Below are 22,492 nucleotides of genomic sequence, written 5' to 3' on the forward strand. Positions count from 1 at the left end.
GCTCCTATTCTTCAAGCTCACCATCTTCAATTACATCCGCAAGCTTATGGGTAAATTGCTCCGCGGCATTCAGCCCCATTCTCTTCAGTCTGAAGTTCATTGCGGCCACTTCGATGATGACGGCAAGGTTTCTTCCCGGACGAACCGGAATTGTCAGCTTTGGAACGTCTGTATCAATAATTTTCATTGTTTCTTCTTCAAGCCCTAAGCGGTCGTACTGCTTTCCTTGCTCCCAAAGCTCCAAGCTCATGACAAGGGTAATTCGTTTAAAGCTTCTGACCGCCCCCGCGCCAAATAACGTCATGACATTGATAATGCCAAGACCTCTGATTTCCAGGAGATGCTCAATTAATTCAGGCGCGCTTCCGATCAATGTATCCTGGTCTTCCTGTCTGATCTCAACGCAGTCATCCGCCACAAGGCGATGGCCTCTTTTGACAAGCTCCAAAGCCGTTTCGCTTTTTCCAACGCCGCTCTTTCCGATAATGAGCACCCCGACGCCGTAAACGTCGACGAGGACGCCGTGAATCGCAGTTGTCGGAGCCAGCTGGCTTTCAAGAAAATTCGTCAGACGGCTCGTCAGGCGCGTCGTCTTTAATGGGGAACGAAGCACAGGCACGCCGTTTTCTTCGGATGCCTCCACGAGTTCAGGCGGAATCGGCAAATCACGGGAAAGGATGATAGCCGGTGTAATTTCCGTGCATAACGACAGCATCCGCTGCTTTTTTTCCTCCTCTGGAAGCTTTTCAAAAAAGGTAATCTCAGTCTTCCCCAGCAGCTGAACCCTCTCTTTTGGATAGTATGTAAAATAACCAGCCATTTCAAGGCCCGGTCTTGATAAATCGCTCATCGTAATCGGGCGGTTGATCCCTTCTTCTCCGCTGATGAGCTCAAGCTTAAATTTATCCATCACATCTTTTGTTCGAACTTTCGGCACGATTGATGCACCCTCCTCTTCTCAGATGAAGAACTAGACATTCAGCTTTATTCTATCACTTTCAAAATGAACCTAAAACATTTTTTGAAAATGGCCCCCTTGACACTTCGATGAAGTGCTTTCTTTCAAAGCGAAAAATCAGTAGTATGTAAAGAGGAACGCGAAAAGGAAGTGAAGAACCGTTGAAATACAATATTCATGATACAACCGTGCTGAACGAAGACATTTTGACACCGGAAGAAAAAGAGACATGGGTTCTTTATATGAAAGTACTGACTGCTGCCGGCTTGGGGGATGTCTCCGAATGGATGAAGCTCGATCTCAGCATGCCGCAAATGAAGGTTTTAATGCTTCTGAACAACCACGGCACACTGAAAGTCTCAGAAATCGCCGAAAAAATGGGAGCTTCCCTTTCGAATATGACCGGACTGCTCAGCCGCCTTGAACAGGCGAACTTTATCAAAAGAACACATTCCGAGCAAGACCGGCGAACGATTGTGGTTGAATTAACCGAAGATGCGAAGGGGATTTTTCGGAGCCTTTACAAAAAAGGGCATGAAAAGCTCAAAAGAGCGCTTCAGAAGCTGAATGAACAGGAAAAAAACAAAGTGAATGAAGGCCTTACAATTCTTGAAAAAGCGTTAAAAGCCGATGATGAATAGACAAGCTGCCCGGAAACCGGTGCAGCTTTTTTTGTTGAAAAATTTCTTTTGACAAAACGTGCTTTTTTAAGGATGATAAAAATAATTCATTCAAAGTGAATTATTCATTCGAAGTTAATGAAAAAGGAGGATACGTGGCGTGAACCAAAAGTGGGCTGTATTATTGTTTACGATCGGCGTGTTTATGGCTGCTTTAGACAACGGCATCATTTCAGCGGCACTGACGACAATCAATGATTCTTTTCAAGTATCCCCCTCATGGGGAGCATGGGGCATCACGCTTTATACGCTCGGTTTGGCAGTCAGCGTTCCGATCGTCGGAAAGCTGTCTGACCGGTATGGACGCAAAAAGCTGTTTATCATCGAAGTCTTGCTGTTTGGCGCCGGTTCGCTGCTCGTTGCATTGAGCCAAAACTTCCCGATGTTCTTGTTGGCGAGGCTGATTCAATCGCTTGGCGGAGGCGGAATCTTTATTATCGGGAGCTCGCATATTCTCACTGCGCTGCCTAAAGAAAAACAGGGAACCGCCTTGGGGCTTTTAGGTGCGATGAACGGAATCGCGGCAGTGCTCGGTCCGAATATCGGCAGCTTTATTTTGGATATGACCGGAAGCTGGCACTGGCTGTTTTTGATCAACCTTCCGATTGCCGCAGCACTGATCATCCTCAGCGTTCCATTGATGAAGGAGACAAAAGGCGGAACACGAAAACCCCTAGATCTGGCCGGAACTGTGATATTGTCTCTTGCGATTTTAGCTGTGATGTACGGAATAACGAATATAAACGGACAGCGCCTGTCTGCCGTCTTGTCCGATCCAAAGGTTTACTTTTTTCTCCTGATCGGCTGCGCGCTGTTTGCGGGACTCATTTTTTACGAAAAGCGCGTAGAGCTGAAGGGAGGCGACCCGATCCTTGCCTACAGTTTATTAAAAAACAAGGTGTTTCAATGGACGCTTTTTATCGGATTTTTATCCGGCGGACTCTTGGCAGCCGTTATTTTTATTCCTGCATATGCGGAACAATATTTGCACGTCGCTCCTGAAAAAGCGGGGTATTGGATGACGCCTCTTGCGCTGGCTTCAGGGATAGGAGCCGGGCTCGGCGGAATGCTCGCCGATCGAAAAGGACCGGTAAAGGCGGCCCGGCTCTCTGGCGTCATTTCGTTCGCCGGGTTTTTGCTCTTGTCCTCCTGGGTGACAGAGAAGTGGGAATTTGTTTTGGCAAGCATCATCGCAGGGGTCGGTTTTGGCTTTCTGTTAGGCGCGCCGTTAAATATGCTTGTATCCGAGGCGGCAAAACAGGATTACGGGACAGCGCTCGGTACATTATCGCTCGTCAGGCAGATGGGGATGACCTTGGCGCCCGCGCTGTATGCAGGATATATAACGGCCGGCTACGAAAATATCGGCACACATATCAAACATAAGCTGAATGATGCAGGGATCACTCTGAAGGGGTTTGCAGGCGGTGAGACGGACGTATCAAGGCTGAGCGAATCCCTCAGCCAAATTTCCGACCCAAAAGTAAAAGACATCATAAGCGAAGCGATCCATGAAAGTGTGGGAGCGGGGTTTTTTAACCTCTACTTCACAGCCGCCGTCCTTTCACTTGCAGTCATTGCTTCTGTCAGCGTTTTATCGCTTTATAGGAAAAAACAAACCGACACGGCAAGCCGTCTAAAAAAAGACGTGACAAACTAAAAAGCATTTGCTCCCTCTTAGGAAAACAAATGCTTTTTGCGTTCGCAAAGGAAAACCGCCGCCAGCCACAAGCTGATTTCAGCAATTGGGAGGTTTGTCCCTTTCTTTAAAATCATCCCGGCCGGCGGGGGGCTCCCCGACAATTGCCTCAGGGCCGAGCCCGCCCCGGCTGTTTGATCTATTAAAAAGGATTTCATGCCATCGTCTTTTGTCGTCAATCTCCACATTTGAGACCTGCTGTTGCCGCCGTATTGATCTGAAGCTGCGGCGTACCAGAAATAGGTTGTATTCGGCTGCAAATCTTTCCACGTCACGGAAGCCGTCTTTCCGCTTTTCACCGTTTTTGCTTTCCCAATTTCCTTGTTCGAAAAGACATTCAGCTCAAAATAATCGGTTTTAACCTTTTTCTTCCTCGGTTTCAGATCCGTTTTAATGTTGAACTCGTCCTTCGGGCCAAATTGGTGCGGATCATAAAAGTTATAGTCATCAAGATATGGCGAATACGTTTTGACATGGATCGTGTCATGCTTCGGATCCACATGGAGAATTCTTAAATAACCTTGGCCTCCTTCAGGACCGCCCTGATAGTCGGCAAGCATTTGATAAACCTTGCGATCCGGCTTGCCGTCCCCGTTATCATCAAGCTTGTCGACTTTTAAGTTGGAGCTGTGATAGTGACCGCTCAATACGGCAATCACATTCGGATTCCGCTTGATGATCTGTTCAAATATTTTCTCCCCGATTGGACTTCTGCTTCCGCTGACAAGCAAAAACTCGTGAAATGCCAAAATCGCTTTTCGATCGGGATGGCGTTTCAGAACATCATCTATCCACTGCAGTTCTTTTTTTCCGATTCCCCACCCCATCGACACCATGATATAGTCGTTGCCCCCGCTGGAAATGAGGTCGTAATGCCCTTTGTTATTCTGATAAGACCCGCCGTAATGCGGTTTTTGTTTAAAACGCCTCTCCCCGAAGTACCTGCCGAATTTCAAATATGACCGGTCTTTATGGCTGACATCGTGATTGCCCGCCAGCACGCCGTATGGAACTTGATTGTCGTCGAGAACTTTCATGAACTGGTCGGCGCGCTTCCATTGCAGCGGCTGATCCGCTTCATCCACAAGGTCCCCCGTATGAAAGACGTACTGAATGTTCAGCTTGTCCTTTTGTTCCGCGATCCACTTGACCTGACGTTCAAAAATGTGCGGATAGCTTTCCGAATAATATTGCGTATCAGACATCCACACAAATGTATAGTCATTTTGCGAAAGCTGAATTTGATCCTGAATGATGATGCTCGCCTTGGATTGGCGGATATAATCGGCGGCTTTTATGCTTCCTTTGAGGGTAAAAGGTTTGCCATCCTTTGCAACATGGAATGCAAGCGTCTCCCACCTCTTGCTGGCCCAGTTCCAGGCGAACATGGAGACTTTTCTGCCGGGAAGCGAACTCCCGCGCCACAGCACTTCCACCTTGTCGTTCGGCCCCGTATTTTCATCCACTTTTACATCAAAGCGATGGTACGGAAACTTTGTTGTTGATGAGGTTTCAAAACCTTTTCCGTCAAGTGCGGACATGCCGCTGCGCTCTTCTTTTGTCAGCGCCTTTTCCCCCCTGACCGCAAAGCTTTGCGGAGGTTCCGTCCCGCTTTCGTTCGCTGACACATCAACATGCTCTTCGTCTTTTACTGTGTACTGAAATCCCTGATGGAATGACACTTTCATCTTATCTTTTGTCGGGTCCTTGACGCGGACGGCGAGCTTAGCATGTGTGCTGCCGGGTGTATTTTTGACCCGAGCGGGCTTGTCCGGCTTTTCCTCTTTAATGTAAAATGCCTTTTTTACGATTGACAGGTTGCCGGCGCTGTCCTCCGCTTTTATTTTCAACTCGTGCTTTCCCGCATCCAGGCGGGCAGAAGATACGAGATAGGGAAGCGCAATCTTTTTGCCGTCAAGAAAGGCTTTTATGCTTTTCATCCCGCTCCATTTATCGTGTGCGGCCGCATTGATCTCAAACGACCCTTTATACGTCCTGCCGTCTTTTAATGACGTTTTGATCTCAGGACCTGTGTTATCGACCGTTACCCTGCGGATGAGCCTTTCTTCGCCATTCTCCGCTTCAACGATGTGCTGCCCTTCGTTCCAGGCGCGTGTATGCCATTGACTCGCAAGCGATGCAAACTTGGCTTCCGGAATCGTAAAACGGAATTCATACCATTCATGCGCCCCAGGGCCGTCACCGGCCGGAAGCTCGGCTTTCGGATCGTCGTATCGCTCATCGCGGATGATGGTCCCATCCGCGAGTATGAGGCGGGGGTTCTTGAGGACAAAATCATCCCTGTTTTCTTCTGCAGTTTGTTCAAATGGTGTTGATTTCGTACCTGAACGAACTTTAATCGAAAACGGCTTTCCTTTTTTAAATTCATCCGGAGAAACCGGGACCGTAATTGTCGCATACCGGCGGCGCGAATCGTCAAAAACTTTTTGAACTCTCCTGCCGATCGTTACAGCATTTTTAAAATACAGATTCGTTTGATTGACATCGAAAGCAAAGTAGGCTTTTTTTTCAAGCGCCGGTTCACCTTCTTTTTGTTCAATCCCGTCAATACGAATTGTCGTTTCAGAAGGCGGCTTTTCTGATGTGGCTTTCAACAGCATTTTTCCGGAAACGGTTCCGCCTTCGCTTACATTCAGCCTGAGTCCCTTCAAAATGCGCTGTTCGAGCGGTATCGTTTTCTTTTCAGTCGACGAAACATTTGATCCATCACCGGCCCGCATATAGTACTCCACTTTTTCTTTGCCAATGAGTTCGGCAAAATAGATATTGTGGCGGTACAGGCCGTCATTGCGGCTTTTTTCAACACGGACTTCGGTAAACGGCTCATCATCATTCATGCGGTAGAAAAACTGCGCCTGCTTCACTTGCCGATTGTCTTTCATATCAGCTAAGAGCTGGATCGTTTCACCCGGTTTTACAGCTTGATGATCCGTCATATCATGGATATCCGGCTTTTCTCTGTCCGGCATAACCGTCACCGTCTGTGAAGGTGCCTGCGTCTTCAGAAGCGAACCAGGCGACGGTTTTTCTTCCCCGGCCGATATGATTTTCATATGCTTCGTTCCGTCCAGCGGATATCGATACAGAAGCGCTTTATTTTTGGCGACATCGGTTTTATCCGGCTCGCTTTGATAACGGGCGGATGCGACCTCTTCTCCGCTGTTTGTGCAGATGATCACCTCTCTCGGCGCCGTATTCTCCATGCCGCCCCCTTTGAGAGCAGTAAGCGTTTTGCCTTCACGAAGGTGAACACCGTAATACCGATTGAAATCACTTTCCGTCAGATGACCGTTTGAGCGGTTTTTCACCCAAAACACGTGTGTTTGACCGGAAGGAATCGCCACATCATCGTGCTCAAAAGGCCAGATGACGTCTGATTCCTTGCCCTTTTCAGGATGTCTGTACTTGATTTTGTAGCTGTTCAGATGAACAGCTTTATTGGTATTGTTATAAACTTCAATAAATTCATAGCCGTCCTTTCCACCGGTGTTTGACGTGTCGACTACCATTTCCGTGATCAACAGCTCCGGAAGCTTTTGTGTATCTGTACGCATGCCTTTCAGGGCGACAGTATACACATCCGTCTTCACAGAGGAGTCGCCGACTTGAGCTTCAATGTAGTACTGGACTTTGCCGGATGCTATGGATTCGCTTTCCAATTTGGCAATATAGGCGTTCTGTCTGCCCGGCTCAACTTCCATCGGAATCGCCCGATACGGCAATTCGTCATGCTGCTTGTAATATAAAATGACCGTGTCGGCGGCCGCCTGCGCGGAAAAATATATGTCATCTCCTTTTTGAACTTGTTCAACAGGAGTATGCCTGATAACCGGTGAACCAGGCTGAATATGCTCTTCACCCGATGCGGACGAAATCGGGATCTGCAAGGCAAAAAGTAAAACTGCGGCCAACAATAAAAGGGTTTGGCGATTTCTGTACTTTTTCATCGTCTACCTCCCTTTCGTATTTTGCCTTTACAGATCATTTTTATGAAAGAGACATCCGGGCAAAAAAAAGAAGCCTGATGATTCATCAGACTTCAACTTATTTTCTGGACATCGGTTCGATAATTGCTTTTTGAATGAGCAAGTGAAAAACCGACAGGACGATCGACGCAAAAATGGCTGTCCCAAAGCCGTCCAGGTCAAAACTGTCCCCCATAATGGACGCGGTCATATAAAGAGTGATCGCATTGATGATAAACAAAAATAAACCTAGCGTAATTACTGTGACGGGCAGCGTCAAAATCACCAGCACGGGCTTCACAAACATATTTAAGATGGATAAAATCAAGCTTGCCGTAATGGCTGCTCCGATGCTTCTGACGTGAACCGCATCAAAGTAACCGGCAATGACAATTAATAATAAGGCATTGACAAGAACGTTTATAATCCATCTCATCATCTGTTGACGTCTCCTTCATTCGGCACAAGGAATACCCAGACAATATAAATCAGCAGGACGGGAACTCCGGTCGAAAATATAAATAATAGAACCGTAATGATTCTCAGCAATGACGCATCCATATTTAAATATTCAGCAAGACCTCCGACGACCCCGGCAATCTTTCTGTCTGTTTCGGATCGAAATAGCCTTTTCATTGTATCACTCCTGTGTATGGTTTAAATGGATCGATCCTGTCTTCGATTCCAAAAACACGGTCATGCTATGATCATGATTTTGATTTGCTTTTAGGTACATTTCCTTCTGGATTGTCTCGTTTTTTTCCTTTAAAATTTCTGCATCTGAAAGATCATGAGACAGAGAACCGAGATTGCTTTTCAGCTCCGCTGTAACAGCGCAGTCCCGGGGAACATTCAACTCTACGCTTCCAGTCGTTGTTTTCACATATGCCGTCCGGCAGTGCGGATTTTTGACTGTTGCCGCGATATTGCCGTTAAAGCTCTGCAGGTCAAGCGCCTCGCATGAACCTTTAAGGTCGATCAATCCATTGATGGTTTCCGCTTCAATCTCTCCGCAAGTATGGTCGGCTAGTTTGATTTGTCCATTTGCAGTTTCCAATGAAGCTTTTCCTGCCGTGAGAGCAGAGAACGACAGCACGCCGTTCGTCGTTTTGGCGGACAGCTCTTTTACGTTTAAATGTTCCCCTCTGACCGGGCCGTTAAACAGTTTAAAGCGGATTTTGCCGTACTCTTTGTCCGGTATATAGACGGTAAGGTTGGTCTTCATCGTTTTTTTCTCGGTACGGATCATGAACTTATCGCCTTCCACACCGCAGTCGATATGCTGGAGAAAAGCCTGCCTTGCTTCATCCTGATTTTCAGCCCGGTACACTTTTGCCTGGCATTCGACTCTGATGTCGGAATCGCTCCATGGTACAAGGTTGACGCTGCCGTTGGCAAGCTGAATATCCAGAGTCGAAAAATCAGTGTCTTTAAACTGGAATATATGCTGGACATCGTACGAGTGCCCGAAATTCAAATCCAAGTCTGCTTCTTTTACTTTTTTTACAGCGGTATCAATCCATTCGAACAGTTTTGAACCGATCGAAGGCTTCGGTTCTTTTTTCTTTTCGCTGTAGAAGTCCTCCGAATCAATGACATCCTCAGACAGGGCTGTCACCTTGCTCTCGGTTTCCTTGTAGTCTTCTTCAAGTTTTTCGATCAGGATCAGCGCCTCTTTTGCAGACAGCTTTCCTTCCTCGACCAATTTTAAAATTCGTTCTTTCTCATGCTTCATGAAAAGCTCCCCCGTTCTCCTTCTTTTAGGCCTGAGTCAGCATTTTAATCCCTTGAACTACGTTCCAGACCACAATAATCAAACTGATGATCCCGAAAAAAACGAAACCTCCGATCATGAAAATGACCGCCAAATAACCGCCGTCACCAAAGATAAGCGTACCGCTTATCGCGCCTGCTGCCAATATGACTACGCTTATAAACGGAATAATATGCGAAATAAGCGAACGCATCGCATGCTTTTTCGTTTCTTGATCATCTGTTATAAAATACGCTGCGATTGGCAAAATAAGCGGGGCAAAAAAAACACTAAAATAACAAATTGAAGAAATCAGCGCGTTGTTTCTCGTCATACATAACACTCCTTATGATGTAAACCGTTCTTTGTGAGTCTAATGTACAGTGACCTTATACTTAGTTTACGTGTATCATGGCCTTTAGGTTTCATTTTCATTCGATCGGCGTGCGTCAAACTTCGCAAATTGATTTTTTTAGATTTTATGAATAGATTCTTTTTTTATAACCCTTTAAAATATGTGGCAAAGCCAATGAAAAGGAGCGAGCGTTATGAAACAGAAATCGGAAGTATACGCCTCATCCGCCTCCCAGCTTCTTAGTCTGATTCAGGAACAAAAAAGGATGAATCAGGAGATCGTGAACCGATTGGAATCGATCAATTCCGCTCCTCCGCTTTCCAGCGAAATCCGCTATTTAAAGGTTCTGCTGAACAGCAGCAGCACCCATATTTTAAACAGTATGAGTGAAGCGACCAAACACATCAGCCGGACTGAACGTTAACCGTTTTCATGATATTTTAACCAGATTTCCGTCGGGATCTCTGATATAAACCGAAACGACCGGCCCTTCAGCGCCCATTCGCTCTGCGGGGCCTTCTTCAATTTTAATGGACAGCCCCTCCAGATGACGAATCACATCATCAATGCCGGCATTTGTATGAAACACAGGTCTGCGGAGCCGGGCATCGGGTGCTGTGCCTTCGGCTCAAACTATTTTCCGGCTTCGTGGAGGTTTATTTTTTGCCTGCCGAATGTCGCGCTTTTCTTCCTTCTCGAAAAGTGACCGCATTCAACCCCGGCACACGGCTGTAAAAATCACATGTCGCATCAATGTCTTTTACAGTCAGTACCAAATGATCCATGCGATCGATCTTCATCACCCCATCCCCCTTTATTGTTTGTTTTTTTACGTTATAACAGCTATTGAATAAAAGAGCAATGAAAATCTTTTTGAACAAAGCTTGCCGCGGATCATTCGGCCATTGAAAAAGCTGCCGACGTGACATCGGCAGCTTTTTCTTTACGGTCTGACAGCTTCTTTTTCTTGAAGCCGCTTCTTCATTCTGTTTTTGTCGCGTTCAATGATCGGTTTTAAATAACGGCCGGTATATGACCCTTCGACTTTCACGACTTCTTCGGGAGGTCCGGCAGCCACGATCATTCCCCCGCCGTCTCCGCCTTCAGGACCCAAGTCGATCAAATAATCAGCCGCTTTTATAATATCTAGATTGTGTTCGATTACAAGCACTGTATCTCCATTGTCGACCAGGCGCTGCAGAACGGCCAAAAGCCTTGCGATATCATCGACGTGCAGTCCTGTCGTCGGCTCGTCCAAAATATAAAGGGATCTTCCCGTTGAACGGCGGTGAAGTTCAGATGCCAATTTGACCCGCTGCGCTTCTCCCCCGGAAAGCGTTGTAGCCGGCTGTCCGAGCGTAATATAGCCAAGACCGACATCATAGAGGGTCTGCAGCTTGCGCTTGATTTTCGGGATGTTCTCAAAAAATTGAACGGCATTCTCGACCGTCATCTCAAGCACGTCAGAGATATTTTTGCCTTTGTACGTAACCTGAAGCGTTTCACGGTTGTATCTCTTTCCGTGGCAAACCTCACAAGGAACGTATACATCGGGCAGGAAGTGCATCTCGATTTTAATGATTCCGTCGCCTTTGCAGGCCTCACAGCGTCCGCCTTTGACGTTAAAGCTGAAGCGCCCTTTCTTGTATCCTCTGACTTTCGCTTCATTCGTCTGGGCAAACACGTCGCGGATGTCATCGAACACGCCGGTATATGTGGCCGGATTTGACCTCGGCGTCCGGCCGATCGGAGACTGGTCAATATCGATCACTTTATCGAGGTGCTCGATTCCTTTTATTTCTTTGTATTCTCCCGGTTTCGTCTTAGCCCGATGCAGCTTCTGAGCCAGCGTTTTGTGGAGAATTTCATTAACGAGCGTGCTTTTCCCTGATCCCGATACCCCGGTAACAGCTGTGAACACGCCGAGCGGAAATTTCACGGAAACATTTTTCAAGTTGTTTTCCTTTGCCCCTTTTACCTCGATAAAGCGGTTGTCAGGCTTTCTTCTCTCGGCAGGAAGAGGAATGAATTTTTTCCCTGAAAGATATTGCCCTGTCAGAGATTGATCATCGTTCATCACTTCTTCCGGCGTTCCGGCGGAGATTACTTCTCCCCCGTGTACACCCGCGCCGGGCCCGATATCGATTAAATAATCGGCGGCAAGCATTGTATCCTCGTCATGCTCGACGACGATCAATGTGTTTCCGATATCCCTCATGTTTTTGAGCGTCTCAATCAGGCGGTCGTTATCGCGTTGATGAAGACCGATTGACGGCTCATCAAGGATGTAAAGGACACCGGTCAGCCTTGAGCCGATTTGCGTTGCAAGCCTGATCCGCTGCGCTTCTCCCCCCGACAGAGTGCCGGCTGCGCGGCTGAGCGTCAAATAGTCAAGCCCGACATTGTTCAAGAATCCGAGCCTTTCTTCAATCTCCCGCAAAATGAGGTTGGCGATCTTCATGTCTTTTTCCGAAAGATCAAGTTCACGGAAAAATTGAAGGGCGTTAGCTACCGACATTTCGGTTATCTTACCGATGTGAAGGCCGTTAATCAGCACGGCGAGGGATTCCTTTTTCAGACGGTAGCCTTTGCATGAAGGGCACGGCTGATTAGCCATATATTTTTCCATCAGTTCACGAACATAATCCGAGCTGGTTTCTTTATAGCGCCTTTCGATATTGCGGATGACGCCTTCGAACTCAATGTAGTTTTCCCGGACTTGTCCGAAGTCGTTTTCATATCTGAAATAAATCTGCTCGCCTCCGCTGCCGTAGAGGATTTTCTCAAGGTGGTGCTTCGGCAGGTCTCTGACCGGAATATCCATATCGATTCCATAGTGGCTGCATACCGCTTCAAGCAGCTTCGGATAATATTGGGAGCTCTGCGGTTCCCAAGGTGCAATCGCATTCTCCTTTAGAGACAGCTCATCGTTTGGAATGACGAGCTCTACATCGACTTCCAGCTTGGACCCGAGGCCGTCGCAGCTCGGACATGCGCCGAACGGGCTGTTGAAAGAAAACATCCTCGGCTCCAGTTCCCCAATTGAAAAACCGCAGTGCGGACAGGCATGGTGCTCGCTGAACAGCAGCTCTTCCTGCCCGATCACGTCGATGATCACACGGCCTTCGCCGAGGCGGAGCGCCGTTTCGAGCGAGTCTGTGAGACGGGCGGTTACGCCTTCTTTTATGACGATGCGGTCGACGACGACTTCGATCGAATGCTTTTTATTCTTTTCGAGCTCGATGTCCTCTGAGAGGTCGTTCATTTCGCCGTCGATCCGGACTCTCACATAGCCTTGTTTTCTGATTTGTTCGAGCACTTTCACGTGCGATCCTTTTCTTCCCGAGACGATCGGCGCAAGCACCTGGATCTTCGTCCGCTCGGGATAATCCAAAATTCTGTCCGTCATCTGTTCGATCGTTTGCGAGGTAATTTCAATGCCGTGAACAGGGCAAACCGGCTTTCCGATTCTGGCAAACAGCAGCCGGAGATAATCGTAGATTTCCGTCACCGTTCCGACTGTCGACCGGGGGTTCCGGCTCGTTGTTTTCTGATCGATGCTGATCGCCGGCGACAGGCCTTCAATCGCATCGACGTCGGGTTTGTCCATCTGTCCTAAAAACTGGCGGGCATATGCGGAGAGAGACTCGACATAGCGCCGCTGCCCCTCTGCATATATCGTATCGAACGCAAGGGATGATTTCCCTGATCCCGAAAGACCTGTCAAAACGACAAGCTGATCCCTCGGAATAGAGACATCGATATTTTTCAGGTTATGGGCCCTTGCACCTTTCACCTCAATTCGTTTCGTTGCCATTTTCTATTCATCCTTCCGATTTTAACTCTAGGAGCAAGTCGCGAAGCTCGGCGGCGCGTTCAAAGTCAAGCGCTTTTGCCGCTTCCTTCATGTCGCTTTCCATTTGAGCGATCACTTTTTCCCGCTCTTTCTTCGTCATCTTCGAAAGCTTCGGCTCCTCTTTCACTTGATATTCTTCCTGGTCTTCAGCAGCATGAGTTGCCCGGATGACGTCCCTGATCTTTTTGTTGATCGTTTTCGGCGTAATGCCGTGTTTCTCATTATAAGCCTCCTGCTGTTCGCGGCGGCGCTTCGTTTCATTGATTGCGATTTCCATCGAGTTGGTGATTTTGTCGGCATACATGATTACGCGGCCTTCGGCATTTCTGGCGGCGCGGCCGATCGTTTGGATGAGCGAGCGTTCGGACCGCAAAAAGCCTTCTTTGTCTGCGTCAAGAATGGCGACGAGTGAAACCTCAGGAATATCGAGTCCTTCCCTCAGCAGGTTGATGCCGACGAGAACGTCATGCTTGCCGAGGCGAAGGTCGCGTATGATCTCGATCCGCTCCAGCGTTTTAATCTCTGAATGCAGGTACGTGACCTTGATACCGATTTCCTTCAGATAATCCGTCAAATCCTCGGACATTTTTTTCGTCAGCGTCGTGACGAGGACGCGTTCATTCCGCTCGATTCTCTGCTGGATTTCACCGATCAGATCATCGATCTGCCCTTCAATCGGCCTTACCTCAATAATCGGATCGAGCAGCCCTGTCGGCCGGATGATCTGCTCTACCATTTCAGGCGTATGCTCAAGTTCATAAGGCCCCGGCGTAGCCGACACATACACGATGTTGTGAATGTGCTTTTCAAACTCTTCAAACCTGAGCGGACGGTTATCCAAAGCGGAAGGCAGCCTGAATCCATGATCGACGAGAACCTGTTTTCTCGCCTGGTCTCCGTTGTACATTCCTCTGATCTGCGGTATGGTGACATGCGACTCATCTATGACCATCAGGAAATCATCCGGAAAGTAATCGAGCAGCGTATATGGAGTCGAACCTGCCGGACGAAGCGTCAAATGTCTTGAATAGTTTTCGATGCCCGAGCAAAAGCCCATTTCGCGCATCATTTCCAAATCGTATCTCGTCCGCTGTTCCAGACGCTGCGCTTCAAGGAGCTTGCCTTCTTCACGAAGCGCTTTGAGGCGCTCTTCCAGCTCCTCTTCAATGTTTATGATCGCTTTCTTCATCTTTTCTTCCCGGGTGACGAAGTGGGAAGCCGGGAAGATCGCGACGTGTTCCCTCTCCCCTAAAATTTCGCCAGTCAGGGCATCCACTTCCCTGATCCGTTCGATTTCGTCCCCGAAAAATTCAACTCGGACGCAGTGCTCATCCCTTGAAGCCGGAAAGATCTCGACGACATCGCCGCGCACCCTGAATGTTCCGCGCTGAAAATCGATGTCATTCCGCGCATATTGGATGTCAACGAGCTTTCTGAGCAGCTCATTCCGCTCGATTTCCATTTCCGTTCTGAGCGAGAGCACCATTTCCCTGTATTCCTCAGGAGAACCCAAGCCGTAAATACAAGAGACACTCGCCACAATGATGACATCTTTGCGTTCAAAAAGAGCAGACGTGGCAGAGTGCCTTAATTTATCAATCTCATCGTTAATGCTGGCATCTTTTTCGATAAATGTATCAGTCTGGGGCACGTAGGCCTCAGGCTGGTAATAGTCATAATAGCTGACAAAATATTCGACTGCGTTGTTGGGGAAAAATTCTTTAAACTCGCTGTAAAGCTGCCCGGCTAACGTTTTGTTGTGGGCGATGACGAGAGTCGGTTTGTTGACCTCTTTAATCACGTTCGACATCGTAAACGTCTTTCCAGTACCGGTTGCCCCCAAAAGCGTCTGATGCTTTCTGCCTTCATTGATTCCTTTGACAAGCTGATCAATCGCTTTCGGCTGATCCCCCTGGGGCTGATAATTCGAGACTAATTCAAAGCGGTCTTTCACATAAAAGCCTCCGTTTCTTTACGAAATCTTCCTGTTTATTATTTTAACACACCCGAAGCAAAAATACGAACTAAAGTTCGGTTTTTGTGTTTTCCCACAAAAGCCGGCGATTTCTGATCTATCAAAAAACCCCTCCTTTTTGTCATCAAAAGCAGGGCTTCACGGCAATCAATCTTACGGTTTCTATGAGTCTTCCTTCTTTTCGCCCGCCTTTTTTGCCGCATAGAGCGAACCGGCGACGAGCGAGGCGATATCAAGTCCTACAATAAAAAAGGTTTCCGTATAACCTTTTAAATATGAAGCGAACAACAGCGCTGCAGTGAGCGCAATTCCGACGTAATGGTTATAGGTCACCCTTGTAAAAAACAAGACAAGAATAAAAGGAAATATCAGTGCAAAAACGGCTTTTGTAAACACAAAAACCCTCCTCACGTTTCTTGATCTTATTCGATTATATTAAAGAACAAAGAAACGGACAAACATGGACACTCATTCATTTTGTCCATCATCTTGCCGCGTTATTCGGAATCGGACGTTAAAAGGCGAAAAAGAACGATATTCCGGCGGCCAGGAGGTTTGGCATGGCGAAAATGGCGAGAGCGTTTGCCAGCTTGCTGTTCCACTCCCCGTGCTCTTTCGTTTCTGCATCGTGATTTCCCCTGAACCGGTCACCGCTGACAAATACGCCCGAACATAAAGCAGACAACAGAATCGCGCCTAGGCCGGCTGCTCCCGAAACTTTGAAAATCAGCGTCCAATCCCCGGCCGCAGCCGAAACCAATACAGCTATTAAACAAACGAAAGCACCTGCGAGAAAAGCCCTTTTCATCAATCATTCTCCTTCAATGAGTTCTATCCATCATCCTAGCGGAACGTTTTGTAAAAGACAACCAAAAAGTTTCGAAACAAGGCAAAAGCAAAAGCGCCTGAAAGCGGCGCTTTTTTAACATCGGTTATTCTGTTTCTGCTGAGGCTGCTGCCTCGGCATGCTTCATCACCGCATCCTCTTCTTTTACAAAGATGATGCCGAGCTCATGATGCTCCCCTTCATAAGAAGCTCTTTGTTCAAAACGAATCTCATTGTTTAAACCGACGACTTCAAGCTTGAAGAAAGCCCTGTTCTTTTGGAGCGCTTCGTAGAAGTCCGCCGCATTTTTCACTTCAATCCCGTTGACCTTCGTGATGATTTCGCCGATCTTGAGACCGAGATCGGCTGCCGGCGTGTTCGGAATAATCCCGAGCACCATCAAGCCCTGGTCTCTCTTTGAAAAATGGAAAGGGGCGGAATTGTCGTTCATCCGCTGCTTCCAGGATAAAAAGGCCCTTCCTGCGATCGCTGCTCCGGCGGCAAGGGCGGCAAGCGGAGTCCACCATATGCTTCCGGCCGCGATCAGCAGAATGATGATGCCAAGCACGCTGATGCGCTTCGCTGTAATTTTAATGCTTTCAATCGGAAGCGATCCTTGAACCCTTTGGCCGAAGCCGATGAAATACGGAATCCACAAGAGCTCAAAGCCGCCGTTAAATGACAAAACAGGCCACCACGGAACAGATGATTCGATCGCATGTCCCGGAATAAGAATAAACAACGGCAGAAGCCAGGTTCTGCCCGCAATCTGCTGTCCGATCGGGAGACCCCTTGTGCTCATGACAATCGCAGGGGACGTTTTGATATGTGCCGTTTTATAGACAAGCACTCCTTCCGCCACCAACAGAAGTCCGAGCAAGACGGCAGCAGCCGACCAATTCGCGAGGGACAGCTGCGGCAGAAACGCGTCAAGCGCTCCGAAACCGGTGTATTCAATACATAAACCAACGACGATGCTCACGCCAAGCGTATATGCCGCTGACAGCAGACTCTGTCTGAAAGTTAAAGCTGCGGCAACGCTGACCGCCGCTATTAAAACCAGCATGCCCATCGGGAGATACAGCCCCAAGCCGAACGAAACAATGGACAGTACAAGTCCTGCCAGAAGTCCCTTGGAATATGTAAATTTGAACTCGTCATAAATATCTTCAATACGCGTATGGAACGTCTTTCTTTCACGTTTGATCCGGGCATAGCCGTAAGCAAGACTCATAATCATCATAAAATAGAAGAGCGGGTGCAAAAAGAACAATCCTGCTCCTTTTAAAAGTTCAATTAAGCTTTCTTCAACTGACAAGGGAACGTTCACCGCCTCAGCCAAGCATTTCAGGCCGCCTTCAACACGGCAGCTTTTTAACGTTGGATATTTTAAGGAAACCCAGCTTGTCTAAAGCGTCGGCACGAGGAAATGACGGGCGGCCGTTCAGGCGGGATGCCTGAGCCGTCAGCCGCAGAAACTTTCGTCATGATGCTTAAACGCCGGTGCTTTTCATGCGCATTCGTGACGACAAATGCTGGCACCTTTAGGCAAGCTGGTGCATTTTATTATTATTCTAACAAATAATAAAATGCTTGGGTATGGTAAACGTGAGGTTTATTTCTCCTGGCTCATCCAAAGCGTCACATTCGACAAAGAAAAATCTTTCAGGTAATGATTGACCTCGACATCAAGAATATCTCCTATCAGCTGCATTGACCGCTTGATGTCGGTCAGATTGATGCCGAGCCGCTTGTGGTTGTCCATCAAGTAGTTGAAATAAAGTTCCGCGCAATCCTCATTAATATCTTCCACACTTTCGACCGAAGTGTAGTTCACGAGGTATCTGCTGAACAGCATAAGCAATCCTACTGCCTTTGTAGCGGAAAACGTAACGTCTTGTGATCGAACTTTTAACTGCTCCACTAATTCATAGTATTTTTTCTCTCTCACAATACTTGCCCTTTTCAATCGTGTACCCCCATTTATTATTTATATATAAGAAAAGCGCAAGCGTCAGACGACTCCACCAACAGAGACGAAGAACGCAAACAGCGCTAACATTCTCCGCAAAAAAAAATGCACACATTATAATTCTTGAAAAAGCTTTGGTTCTATTTTAAAAAGTTTTCCTATGTTATACAACTTGCAAAAGTTACATTTTTACTGCATCTTTACATCCTTATAAAGTCTCCCATATACTTATGTTATCGGGTCAATTCTATTCATTATGAATGTTTTTTTTATGAAAAAGCAAAAATTTTAGGTAAAAAGATTGAGAATTTACTTTCTGAGAATAAAAAAAGTGAGGACATCCCGTGCCCTCACTTTTTGTTAAACAGCACTTTTAATGCGGCTTGCAGCTGAAGATCGTTCTTTTCATCCATCTTTTTCTCCTCAATCCGCAGGTTCATTGTATTTGCCGTTTTTTGGTCAATGATCCCTGTTTGCTTCAGCTTGTTTGCTGCCTGAAACGCCATGACGGCTTTTTTTGTGCTTTCATTGTAATAGCCGTCTTCCCGGCCGGGGACAAACCCGAGTCCTTTCAGCAGGAACTGCGCCCGCTTAATTTCATTGTTGTTCATATCCGGCTTGAGGGGTTCTTTCAGCTGTAAAGGCCCCGCCGAGAAATATGCAGGCTGCGTGACTGGAACGGTCGGCTGAATGCCCTGCTTATGGATCCAATTTCCTTTAGGTGTCAGCCATTTGTACAGCGTCAGCTTAATATTGCTACCGTCTCCCATCGGCACCGCCTGCTGGACGGTTCCCTTTCCAAAGGAAGGATCGCCAACCACGTCGTAGCCCTCGGCTTCTTTTAATGCGCCTGCAAGAATTTCCGAAGCCGAAGCGCTGCCCTTGTCCGTGATCACGCTCACAGGGTATGGTTTTTTCTCTTTTAATTTTGAGAAGTATTGTTTTTTATTTCCGTTTCTTTCGGCGATTTGTATATACGGATGATCTTTTGTCACAAAATGTTTTAAAATGTCTTCCACGCTTTGCAAGTACCCGCCCGGATTTCCTCTTACATCCAAAACGAGCCCTTTTATTCCCTTTTTCTCAAGCTTTTTCAGTTCAGCAGTAAAATCTTTTGCCGTATGTTCGGAAAAGGAAGATATTGCGATATAGCCGACAGGTTTATCCTGTACTTTCTTTATGGAAGCAAACACCGTTTCCAGCGGGATTTCATCGCGCTTAATCGTAAATGTCAGCTGGTCTTTCATTCCGGGTCGGTGAACTTTCAGTGTAACCTTCGATCCCTTTTTGCCTCTGATCTTTAATACGGCGTCATTCAAATCCATTCCGCTCATGGAATCGCCGTCGATGCTGATGATTTCATCGTTCGGCTTTAATCCGGCTTTCTCTGCCGGAGACTGTTTAAAAGGAGAAACGATAATGATTTTTCTGTCTTCCATTCCGATTTCTGCACCGATTCCTTCAAAAGAGGAATCAAGGGAATCTGAAAACCGCTTTGCCGTCTGTTTATCCATATAGACCGAGTATGGGTCATTCAATGTTGAAAGCATGCCCTGTATGGCTCCTTCCAACAGTTTTTCCCTGTCGACCTGCTCCACATATTCATTTGAAATCAGGTCATATGCTTTCTCAATTTTCTCCAATTCGTTTCTAGCGGTGCTTTTGGCTGCAGCTTCTTCAGCCGCTGATGCTTTTGAAACGACATCATGTAACGGAATCGGGCCGGCGCCTGTTACCAAGCCGCATAACAGGCTGAGCGCAATGATGAGCCGCACAATCTTCTGATTCATCCTATACCTCCTCTTCTGCCTGCACTATGTTTTGTTGCTTGATGTAGTATGCGCCAAAACCGCCCGTATCATGTAATCGATTTTCCATTCCACAGCAAAAAAAGCTGCCGGAGTGCTGGCAGCTTTCGCTTATATGGTCCTCACGCGCTTGATGATTTCTTCTGTCACATCATCCGTCGTACTTGAACCGCCGATATCAGGCGTTAAGTAGCCGCTCTTTAGAACGTCTTCAATCACGTCAAGCAATCTTGCACCGAGTTCTTCTTCCCCGAAATGATCGAGCATCATTTTTGCCGTCCAAATTTGGCCGATCGGATTGGCGATTCCTTTTCCGATGATGTCCGGAGCAGAGCCGTGCACAGGCTCAAACATAGATGGATATTTGCCGTTTACATTAATGTTGGCGGCCGGCGCCACACCTATGCTTCCCATAATCGCCGCCCCGATATCGGTCAAAATATCGCCGAATAAATTGCTGGCAACAATGACGTCAAGCTTCTCTGGCCTCGTTACAAAAAAGGCCGACAGCGCGTCAATGTGCTGCGAATCTGCGGTAATATCGGGGTAGTCTTTTGCCGTGTTCTCAAAGACTTCATCCCAAAAAGGCATTGAATAAACGATTCCGTTCGACTTTGTTGCGCTTGTGACATGCTTTTTCCGCTTAGCCGCCAACTCAAAAGCAAAGCGCATCGCCCTCTCCGCCCCTTTTCTTGAAAAAACGGCATTTTGAATGGCGATTTCATCTTCATCCCTGAAGATTCTGCCTCCGATCGAGCTGTATTCCCCTTCACTGTTTTCCCTGACGACAAGCAGATCGAAATCTTTTGGGTTGGCCAGCGGAGACTTGATTCCTTGCAAATATTTCGCAGGTCTAATGTTGATGACCTGTTCAAATTCGCGGCGGATTTTAATGAGCAGCCCCCACAGGGAAATATGGTCGGGGACAAGCTTGCTGTTTCCTACAGCCCCAAGAAAGATGCTGTCGAACTCTTTCAGCTGCTCCAAGCCGTCATCAGGCATCATTTCCCCGTGTTCCAAATAATACTCACAGCTGTATGGAAACTCCGTAAACCGAAATGAGAGTCCCCCGTGAACATCCGAAACCGCTTTCAAAACTCGTTGTGCAGCAGGTACGACTTCTTTCCCTACCCCGTCACCGGGTATGCTGGCAATGTTGAATACTTTCATTGGATCATCCCCTATTTCAAATTGTCGACTGTCGACAGTTGTCACTTTCATTCTATACCTTGTGTTATTTTCTGACAAGAATAAATTTTGAGAAAAACCCAGTTTGAATAACAAAAAGCCGATTCAGTCCATCTCCGGACGAATCGGCTTTCATTTTAAAGCGGTATATAATTGGCCGGATCAACAGCATTGGATTTCGCGTTGTTCCAAAGGCCTTTATGAATTTCAAAGTGAAGATGCTGCCCGTAGGATTGGCCTGTATTTCCCATCGTTCCGATCACTTGTCCCTGTTCAACACGCTGGCCTGTCTGCACTTTAATTGAAGACATGTGAGCGTAGACCGTCTGATATGTTTGCCCGTTGATGTTATGGGTAATAAACACAACATTGCCGTAGCTGGACGAGTAATGGGCGTTATAGACCGTTCCGGCGGCGGCCGCATAAATCGGAACGCCTGAACCGCGCTTGGCGATGTCTACGCCGAAGTGATTTCCGAGCGAACGCTTTCCGAACCCGGAAGTAAATGTGCCGGAAGCAGGGCGGATAAAGCCTGAGCTGCTTGGTGCCGACGGTTTAGATGAGGAAGCTTCCGATTGGCCGCTTGAAGCCTGGCGGCTCGCTTCAGCTTCCTGCTTTTTGCGATGCGCCTCTTCGGCTTTGATCGCTTCATCCTGGCGCTTTAAAATTTCTGCTTCATTTTCGAGTGAACCAAGTTCTTCATGTGCATGATCTTTATCTTGCTTCACTTTTTTCATGACATTTGCTTTCTCTTTTTGCTGCTTGTCGAGCGTCTTTTTTAAATCTTCCAGGTCTTTGAGCGCTTTTTCAAGGCTTTCAAGGTCCTTGCTCAGCTTAGTTTCCTTTTCCTCGACAAGCTGAAGATCGCGTTTTTGCTCTTCCATCAGGTCTTTATCAGCTTCTACAATTGTCGAAACCGCACCCGCGCGGCTGATGAAATCCCCGAAGCTTTTCGAGCCGAGAAGCACATCTATGTATTGAACAGAACCGCCGTTTTCCTGCATTGAGCGAACACGGTCTTTCAATATTTTATTGCGTTTCTCAATCTTTTCTTTAAGCTTTTTTATTTGCTTTTTCAGCTCTTCGATGCTTTTCTTTGTTTTATCGATTTCTTCATTTTTCTTTTCCAGCTTTTCATTCGTGTCCGTCATCTTACGGTCGATTTTCTCGATCTCGCTTCTCAGGCTTGCTTCCTTTGATTCAAGCTCTGAAAGCTCCTGTTTCGTTTTTTCGAGTTTTGACTCGTTTTCAGATTTTTTGCTTTGAACGTCGCTCTTTTTTTTCTCCAAGTCTTCATAAGCTAAAGCATGGTTGCTTTTTAAGGGGATCAGCACTGCCGACGATCCGAGCACAGCGGTCAGCCCCAGCGTCATAAGCTTTCTTTTCAACCTTGGTTCCTCCTTGCCTTCAGAATCAAGGGAGCCCGGCGCTTTGCA

At 47.2% G+C, this 22,492-nt stretch carries 19 protein-coding genes; 3 read left to right on the forward strand and 16 right to left on the reverse strand.

All coding sequences use genetic code 11. The features are described 5' to 3' along the window. Nucleotides 1-4: 4 nt before the first annotated feature. Nucleotides 5-937, reverse strand: coding sequence for an HPr(Ser) kinase/phosphatase (gene hprK, locus MKY62_RS18600; RefSeq protein WP_003185623.1), 933 nt, complete (start codon nucleotides 935-937; stop codon nucleotides 5-7). A gap of 182 nt (nucleotides 938-1,119) precedes the next feature. On the opposite strand from hprK, the gene MKY62_RS18605 reads away from it, so the two are divergent. Next, a complete protein-coding gene (locus tag MKY62_RS18605; protein WP_003185625.1) occupies nucleotides 1,120-1,599 on the forward strand; it encodes a MarR family transcriptional regulator in 480 nt (159 codons plus the stop codon). 139 nt (nucleotides 1,600-1,738) lie between these two features. Next, complete coding sequence (locus MKY62_RS18610) at nucleotides 1,739-3,298, forward strand: MFS transporter (RefSeq protein ID WP_003185627.1); 1,560 nt, start codon at nucleotides 1,739-1,741, stop codon at nucleotides 3,296-3,298. A gap of 17 nt (nucleotides 3,299-3,315) precedes the next feature. Here the strand turns inward: MKY62_RS18610 and MKY62_RS18615 are convergent, their stop codons facing one another. The 5 genes from MKY62_RS18615 to MKY62_RS18635 form a co-directional block, all read right to left on the reverse strand. Next, nucleotides 3,316-7,305: a metallophosphoesterase gene (locus MKY62_RS18615; protein ID WP_016886523.1), complete on the reverse strand. Its 3,990-nt coding sequence runs from the start codon at nucleotides 7,303-7,305 to the stop codon at nucleotides 3,316-3,318. A gap of 97 nt (nucleotides 7,306-7,402) precedes the next feature. After that, nucleotides 7,403-7,762 (reverse strand): phage holin family protein, encoded by a 360-nt coding sequence (locus tag MKY62_RS18620; RefSeq protein WP_003185632.1) that lies wholly within the window; start codon nucleotides 7,760-7,762, stop codon nucleotides 7,403-7,405. Then, nucleotides 7,759-7,959 carry a PspC domain-containing protein gene (locus MKY62_RS18625; RefSeq protein WP_003185633.1) on the reverse strand — a complete coding sequence of 67 codons (201 nt, stop codon included), beginning with the start codon at nucleotides 7,957-7,959 and terminating at the stop codon, nucleotides 7,759-7,761. The genes MKY62_RS18620 and MKY62_RS18625 overlap by 4 nt, the downstream gene beginning before the upstream one ends. A gap of 4 nt (nucleotides 7,960-7,963) precedes the next feature. Further along, a complete protein-coding gene (locus tag MKY62_RS18630; RefSeq protein ID WP_003185635.1) occupies nucleotides 7,964-9,058 on the reverse strand; it encodes a DUF4097 domain-containing protein in 1,095 nt (364 codons plus the stop codon). A gap of 25 nt (nucleotides 9,059-9,083) precedes the next feature. Continuing rightward, entirely contained in the window at nucleotides 9,084-9,410 is a 327-nt protein-coding gene (locus MKY62_RS18635; protein WP_003185637.1) for a DUF4870 domain-containing protein, read from the reverse strand. 214 nt (nucleotides 9,411-9,624) lie between these two features. On the opposite strand from MKY62_RS18635, the gene MKY62_RS18640 reads away from it, so the two are divergent. Then, complete coding sequence (locus tag MKY62_RS18640; protein ID WP_003185639.1) at nucleotides 9,625-9,855, forward strand: hypothetical protein; 231 nt, start codon at nucleotides 9,625-9,627, stop codon at nucleotides 9,853-9,855. Between the two features lie 232 nt (nucleotides 9,856-10,087). Here the strand turns inward: MKY62_RS18640 and MKY62_RS18645 are convergent, their stop codons facing one another. The 10 genes from MKY62_RS18645 to MKY62_RS18690 all read right to left on the reverse strand — a co-directional run bounded on the left by MKY62_RS18645 (nucleotide 10,088) and on the right by MKY62_RS18690 (nucleotide 22,444). After that, nucleotides 10,088-10,231: a VOC family protein gene (locus MKY62_RS18645; RefSeq protein ID WP_003185642.1), complete on the reverse strand. Its 144-nt coding sequence runs from the start codon at nucleotides 10,229-10,231 to the stop codon at nucleotides 10,088-10,090. 143 nt (nucleotides 10,232-10,374) lie between these two features. Continuing rightward, nucleotides 10,375-13,248, reverse strand: a complete 2,874-nt coding sequence (uvrA, locus tag MKY62_RS18650; protein ID WP_003185648.1) for an excinuclease ABC subunit UvrA — start codon at nucleotides 13,246-13,248, stop codon at nucleotides 10,375-10,377. Nucleotides 13,249-13,255: 7 nt separating this feature from the next. Next, nucleotides 13,256-15,241, reverse strand: coding sequence for an excinuclease ABC subunit UvrB (gene uvrB, locus MKY62_RS18655; protein ID WP_003185651.1), 1,986 nt, complete (start codon nucleotides 15,239-15,241; stop codon nucleotides 13,256-13,258). 183 nt (nucleotides 15,242-15,424) lie between these two features. Continuing rightward, complete coding sequence (locus MKY62_RS18660; protein ID WP_003185654.1) at nucleotides 15,425-15,658, reverse strand: CsbA family protein; 234 nt, start codon at nucleotides 15,656-15,658, stop codon at nucleotides 15,425-15,427. Between the two features lie 118 nt (nucleotides 15,659-15,776). Then, complete coding sequence (locus tag MKY62_RS18665) at nucleotides 15,777-16,070, reverse strand: DUF5316 domain-containing protein (protein WP_003185656.1); 294 nt, start codon at nucleotides 16,068-16,070, stop codon at nucleotides 15,777-15,779. Between the two features lie 124 nt (nucleotides 16,071-16,194). After that, entirely contained in the window at nucleotides 16,195-17,406 is a 1,212-nt protein-coding gene (locus MKY62_RS18670; protein WP_011198347.1) for a PDZ domain-containing protein, read from the reverse strand. A 297-nt stretch (nucleotides 17,407-17,703) separates the two neighbouring features. Continuing rightward, nucleotides 17,704-18,057 carry a swarming motility protein SwrAA gene (gene swrA, locus MKY62_RS18675; protein WP_003185659.1) on the reverse strand — a complete coding sequence of 118 codons (354 nt, stop codon included), beginning with the start codon at nucleotides 18,055-18,057 and terminating at the stop codon, nucleotides 17,704-17,706. 353 nt (nucleotides 18,058-18,410) lie between these two features. Continuing rightward, nucleotides 18,411-19,850: a S41 family peptidase gene (locus MKY62_RS18680; protein ID WP_003185662.1), complete on the reverse strand. Its 1,440-nt coding sequence runs from the start codon at nucleotides 19,848-19,850 to the stop codon at nucleotides 18,411-18,413. Nucleotides 19,851-19,979: 129 nt separating this feature from the next. After that, nucleotides 19,980-21,038, reverse strand: coding sequence for a tartrate dehydrogenase (locus tag MKY62_RS18685; RefSeq protein WP_003185664.1), 1,059 nt, complete (start codon nucleotides 21,036-21,038; stop codon nucleotides 19,980-19,982). 155 nt (nucleotides 21,039-21,193) lie between these two features. Further along, nucleotides 21,194-22,444 carry a M23 family metallopeptidase gene (locus MKY62_RS18690; RefSeq protein ID WP_003185665.1) on the reverse strand — a complete coding sequence of 417 codons (1,251 nt, stop codon included), beginning with the start codon at nucleotides 22,442-22,444 and terminating at the stop codon, nucleotides 21,194-21,196. Between the last annotated feature and the right edge of the window lie 48 nt (nucleotides 22,445-22,492).

The organism is Bacillus sp. FSL R7-0646 (assembly GCF_037969865.1).
Lineage (GTDB): Bacteria > Bacillota > Bacilli > Bacillales > Bacillaceae > Bacillus > Bacillus licheniformis.

Excerpts from the sequence above, each read along its gene's own strand:
- MKY62_RS18615 (WP_016886523.1), bottom strand. The coding sequence starts at position 7,305 with ATGAAAAAGTACAGAAATCGCCAAACCCTTTTATTGTTGGCCGCAGTT.
- MKY62_RS18645 (WP_003185642.1), bottom strand. The coding sequence starts at position 10,231 with ATGAAGATCGATCGCATGGATCATTTGGTACTGACTGTAAAAGACATT.
- MKY62_RS18685 (WP_003185664.1), bottom strand. The coding sequence starts at position 21,038 with ATGAAAGTATTCAACATTGCCAGCATACCCGGTGACGGGGTAGGGAAA.
- MKY62_RS18665 (WP_003185656.1), bottom strand. The coding sequence starts at position 16,070 with ATGAAAAGGGCTTTTCTCGCAGGTGCTTTCGTTTGTTTAATAGCTGTA.
- MKY62_RS18680 (WP_003185662.1), bottom strand. The coding sequence starts at position 19,850 with ATGAATCAGAAGATTGTGCGGCTCATCATTGCGCTCAGCCTGTTATGC.
- MKY62_RS18640 (WP_003185639.1), top strand. The coding sequence starts at position 9,625 with ATGAAACAGAAATCGGAAGTATACGCCTCATCCGCCTCCCAGCTTCTT.
- MKY62_RS18635 (WP_003185637.1), bottom strand. The coding sequence starts at position 9,410 with ATGACGAGAAACAACGCGCTGATTTCTTCAATTTGTTATTTTAGTGTT.
- MKY62_RS18620 (WP_003185632.1), bottom strand. The coding sequence starts at position 7,762 with ATGATGAGATGGATTATAAACGTTCTTGTCAATGCCTTATTATTAATT.
- MKY62_RS18630 (WP_003185635.1), bottom strand. The coding sequence starts at position 9,058 with ATGAAGCATGAGAAAGAACGAATTTTAAAATTGGTCGAGGAAGGAAAG.
- MKY62_RS18625 (WP_003185633.1), bottom strand. The coding sequence starts at position 7,959 with ATGAAAAGGCTATTTCGATCCGAAACAGACAGAAAGATTGCCGGGGTC.
- uvrA (WP_003185648.1), bottom strand. The coding sequence starts at position 13,248 with ATGGCAACGAAACGAATTGAGGTGAAAGGTGCAAGGGCCCATAACCTG.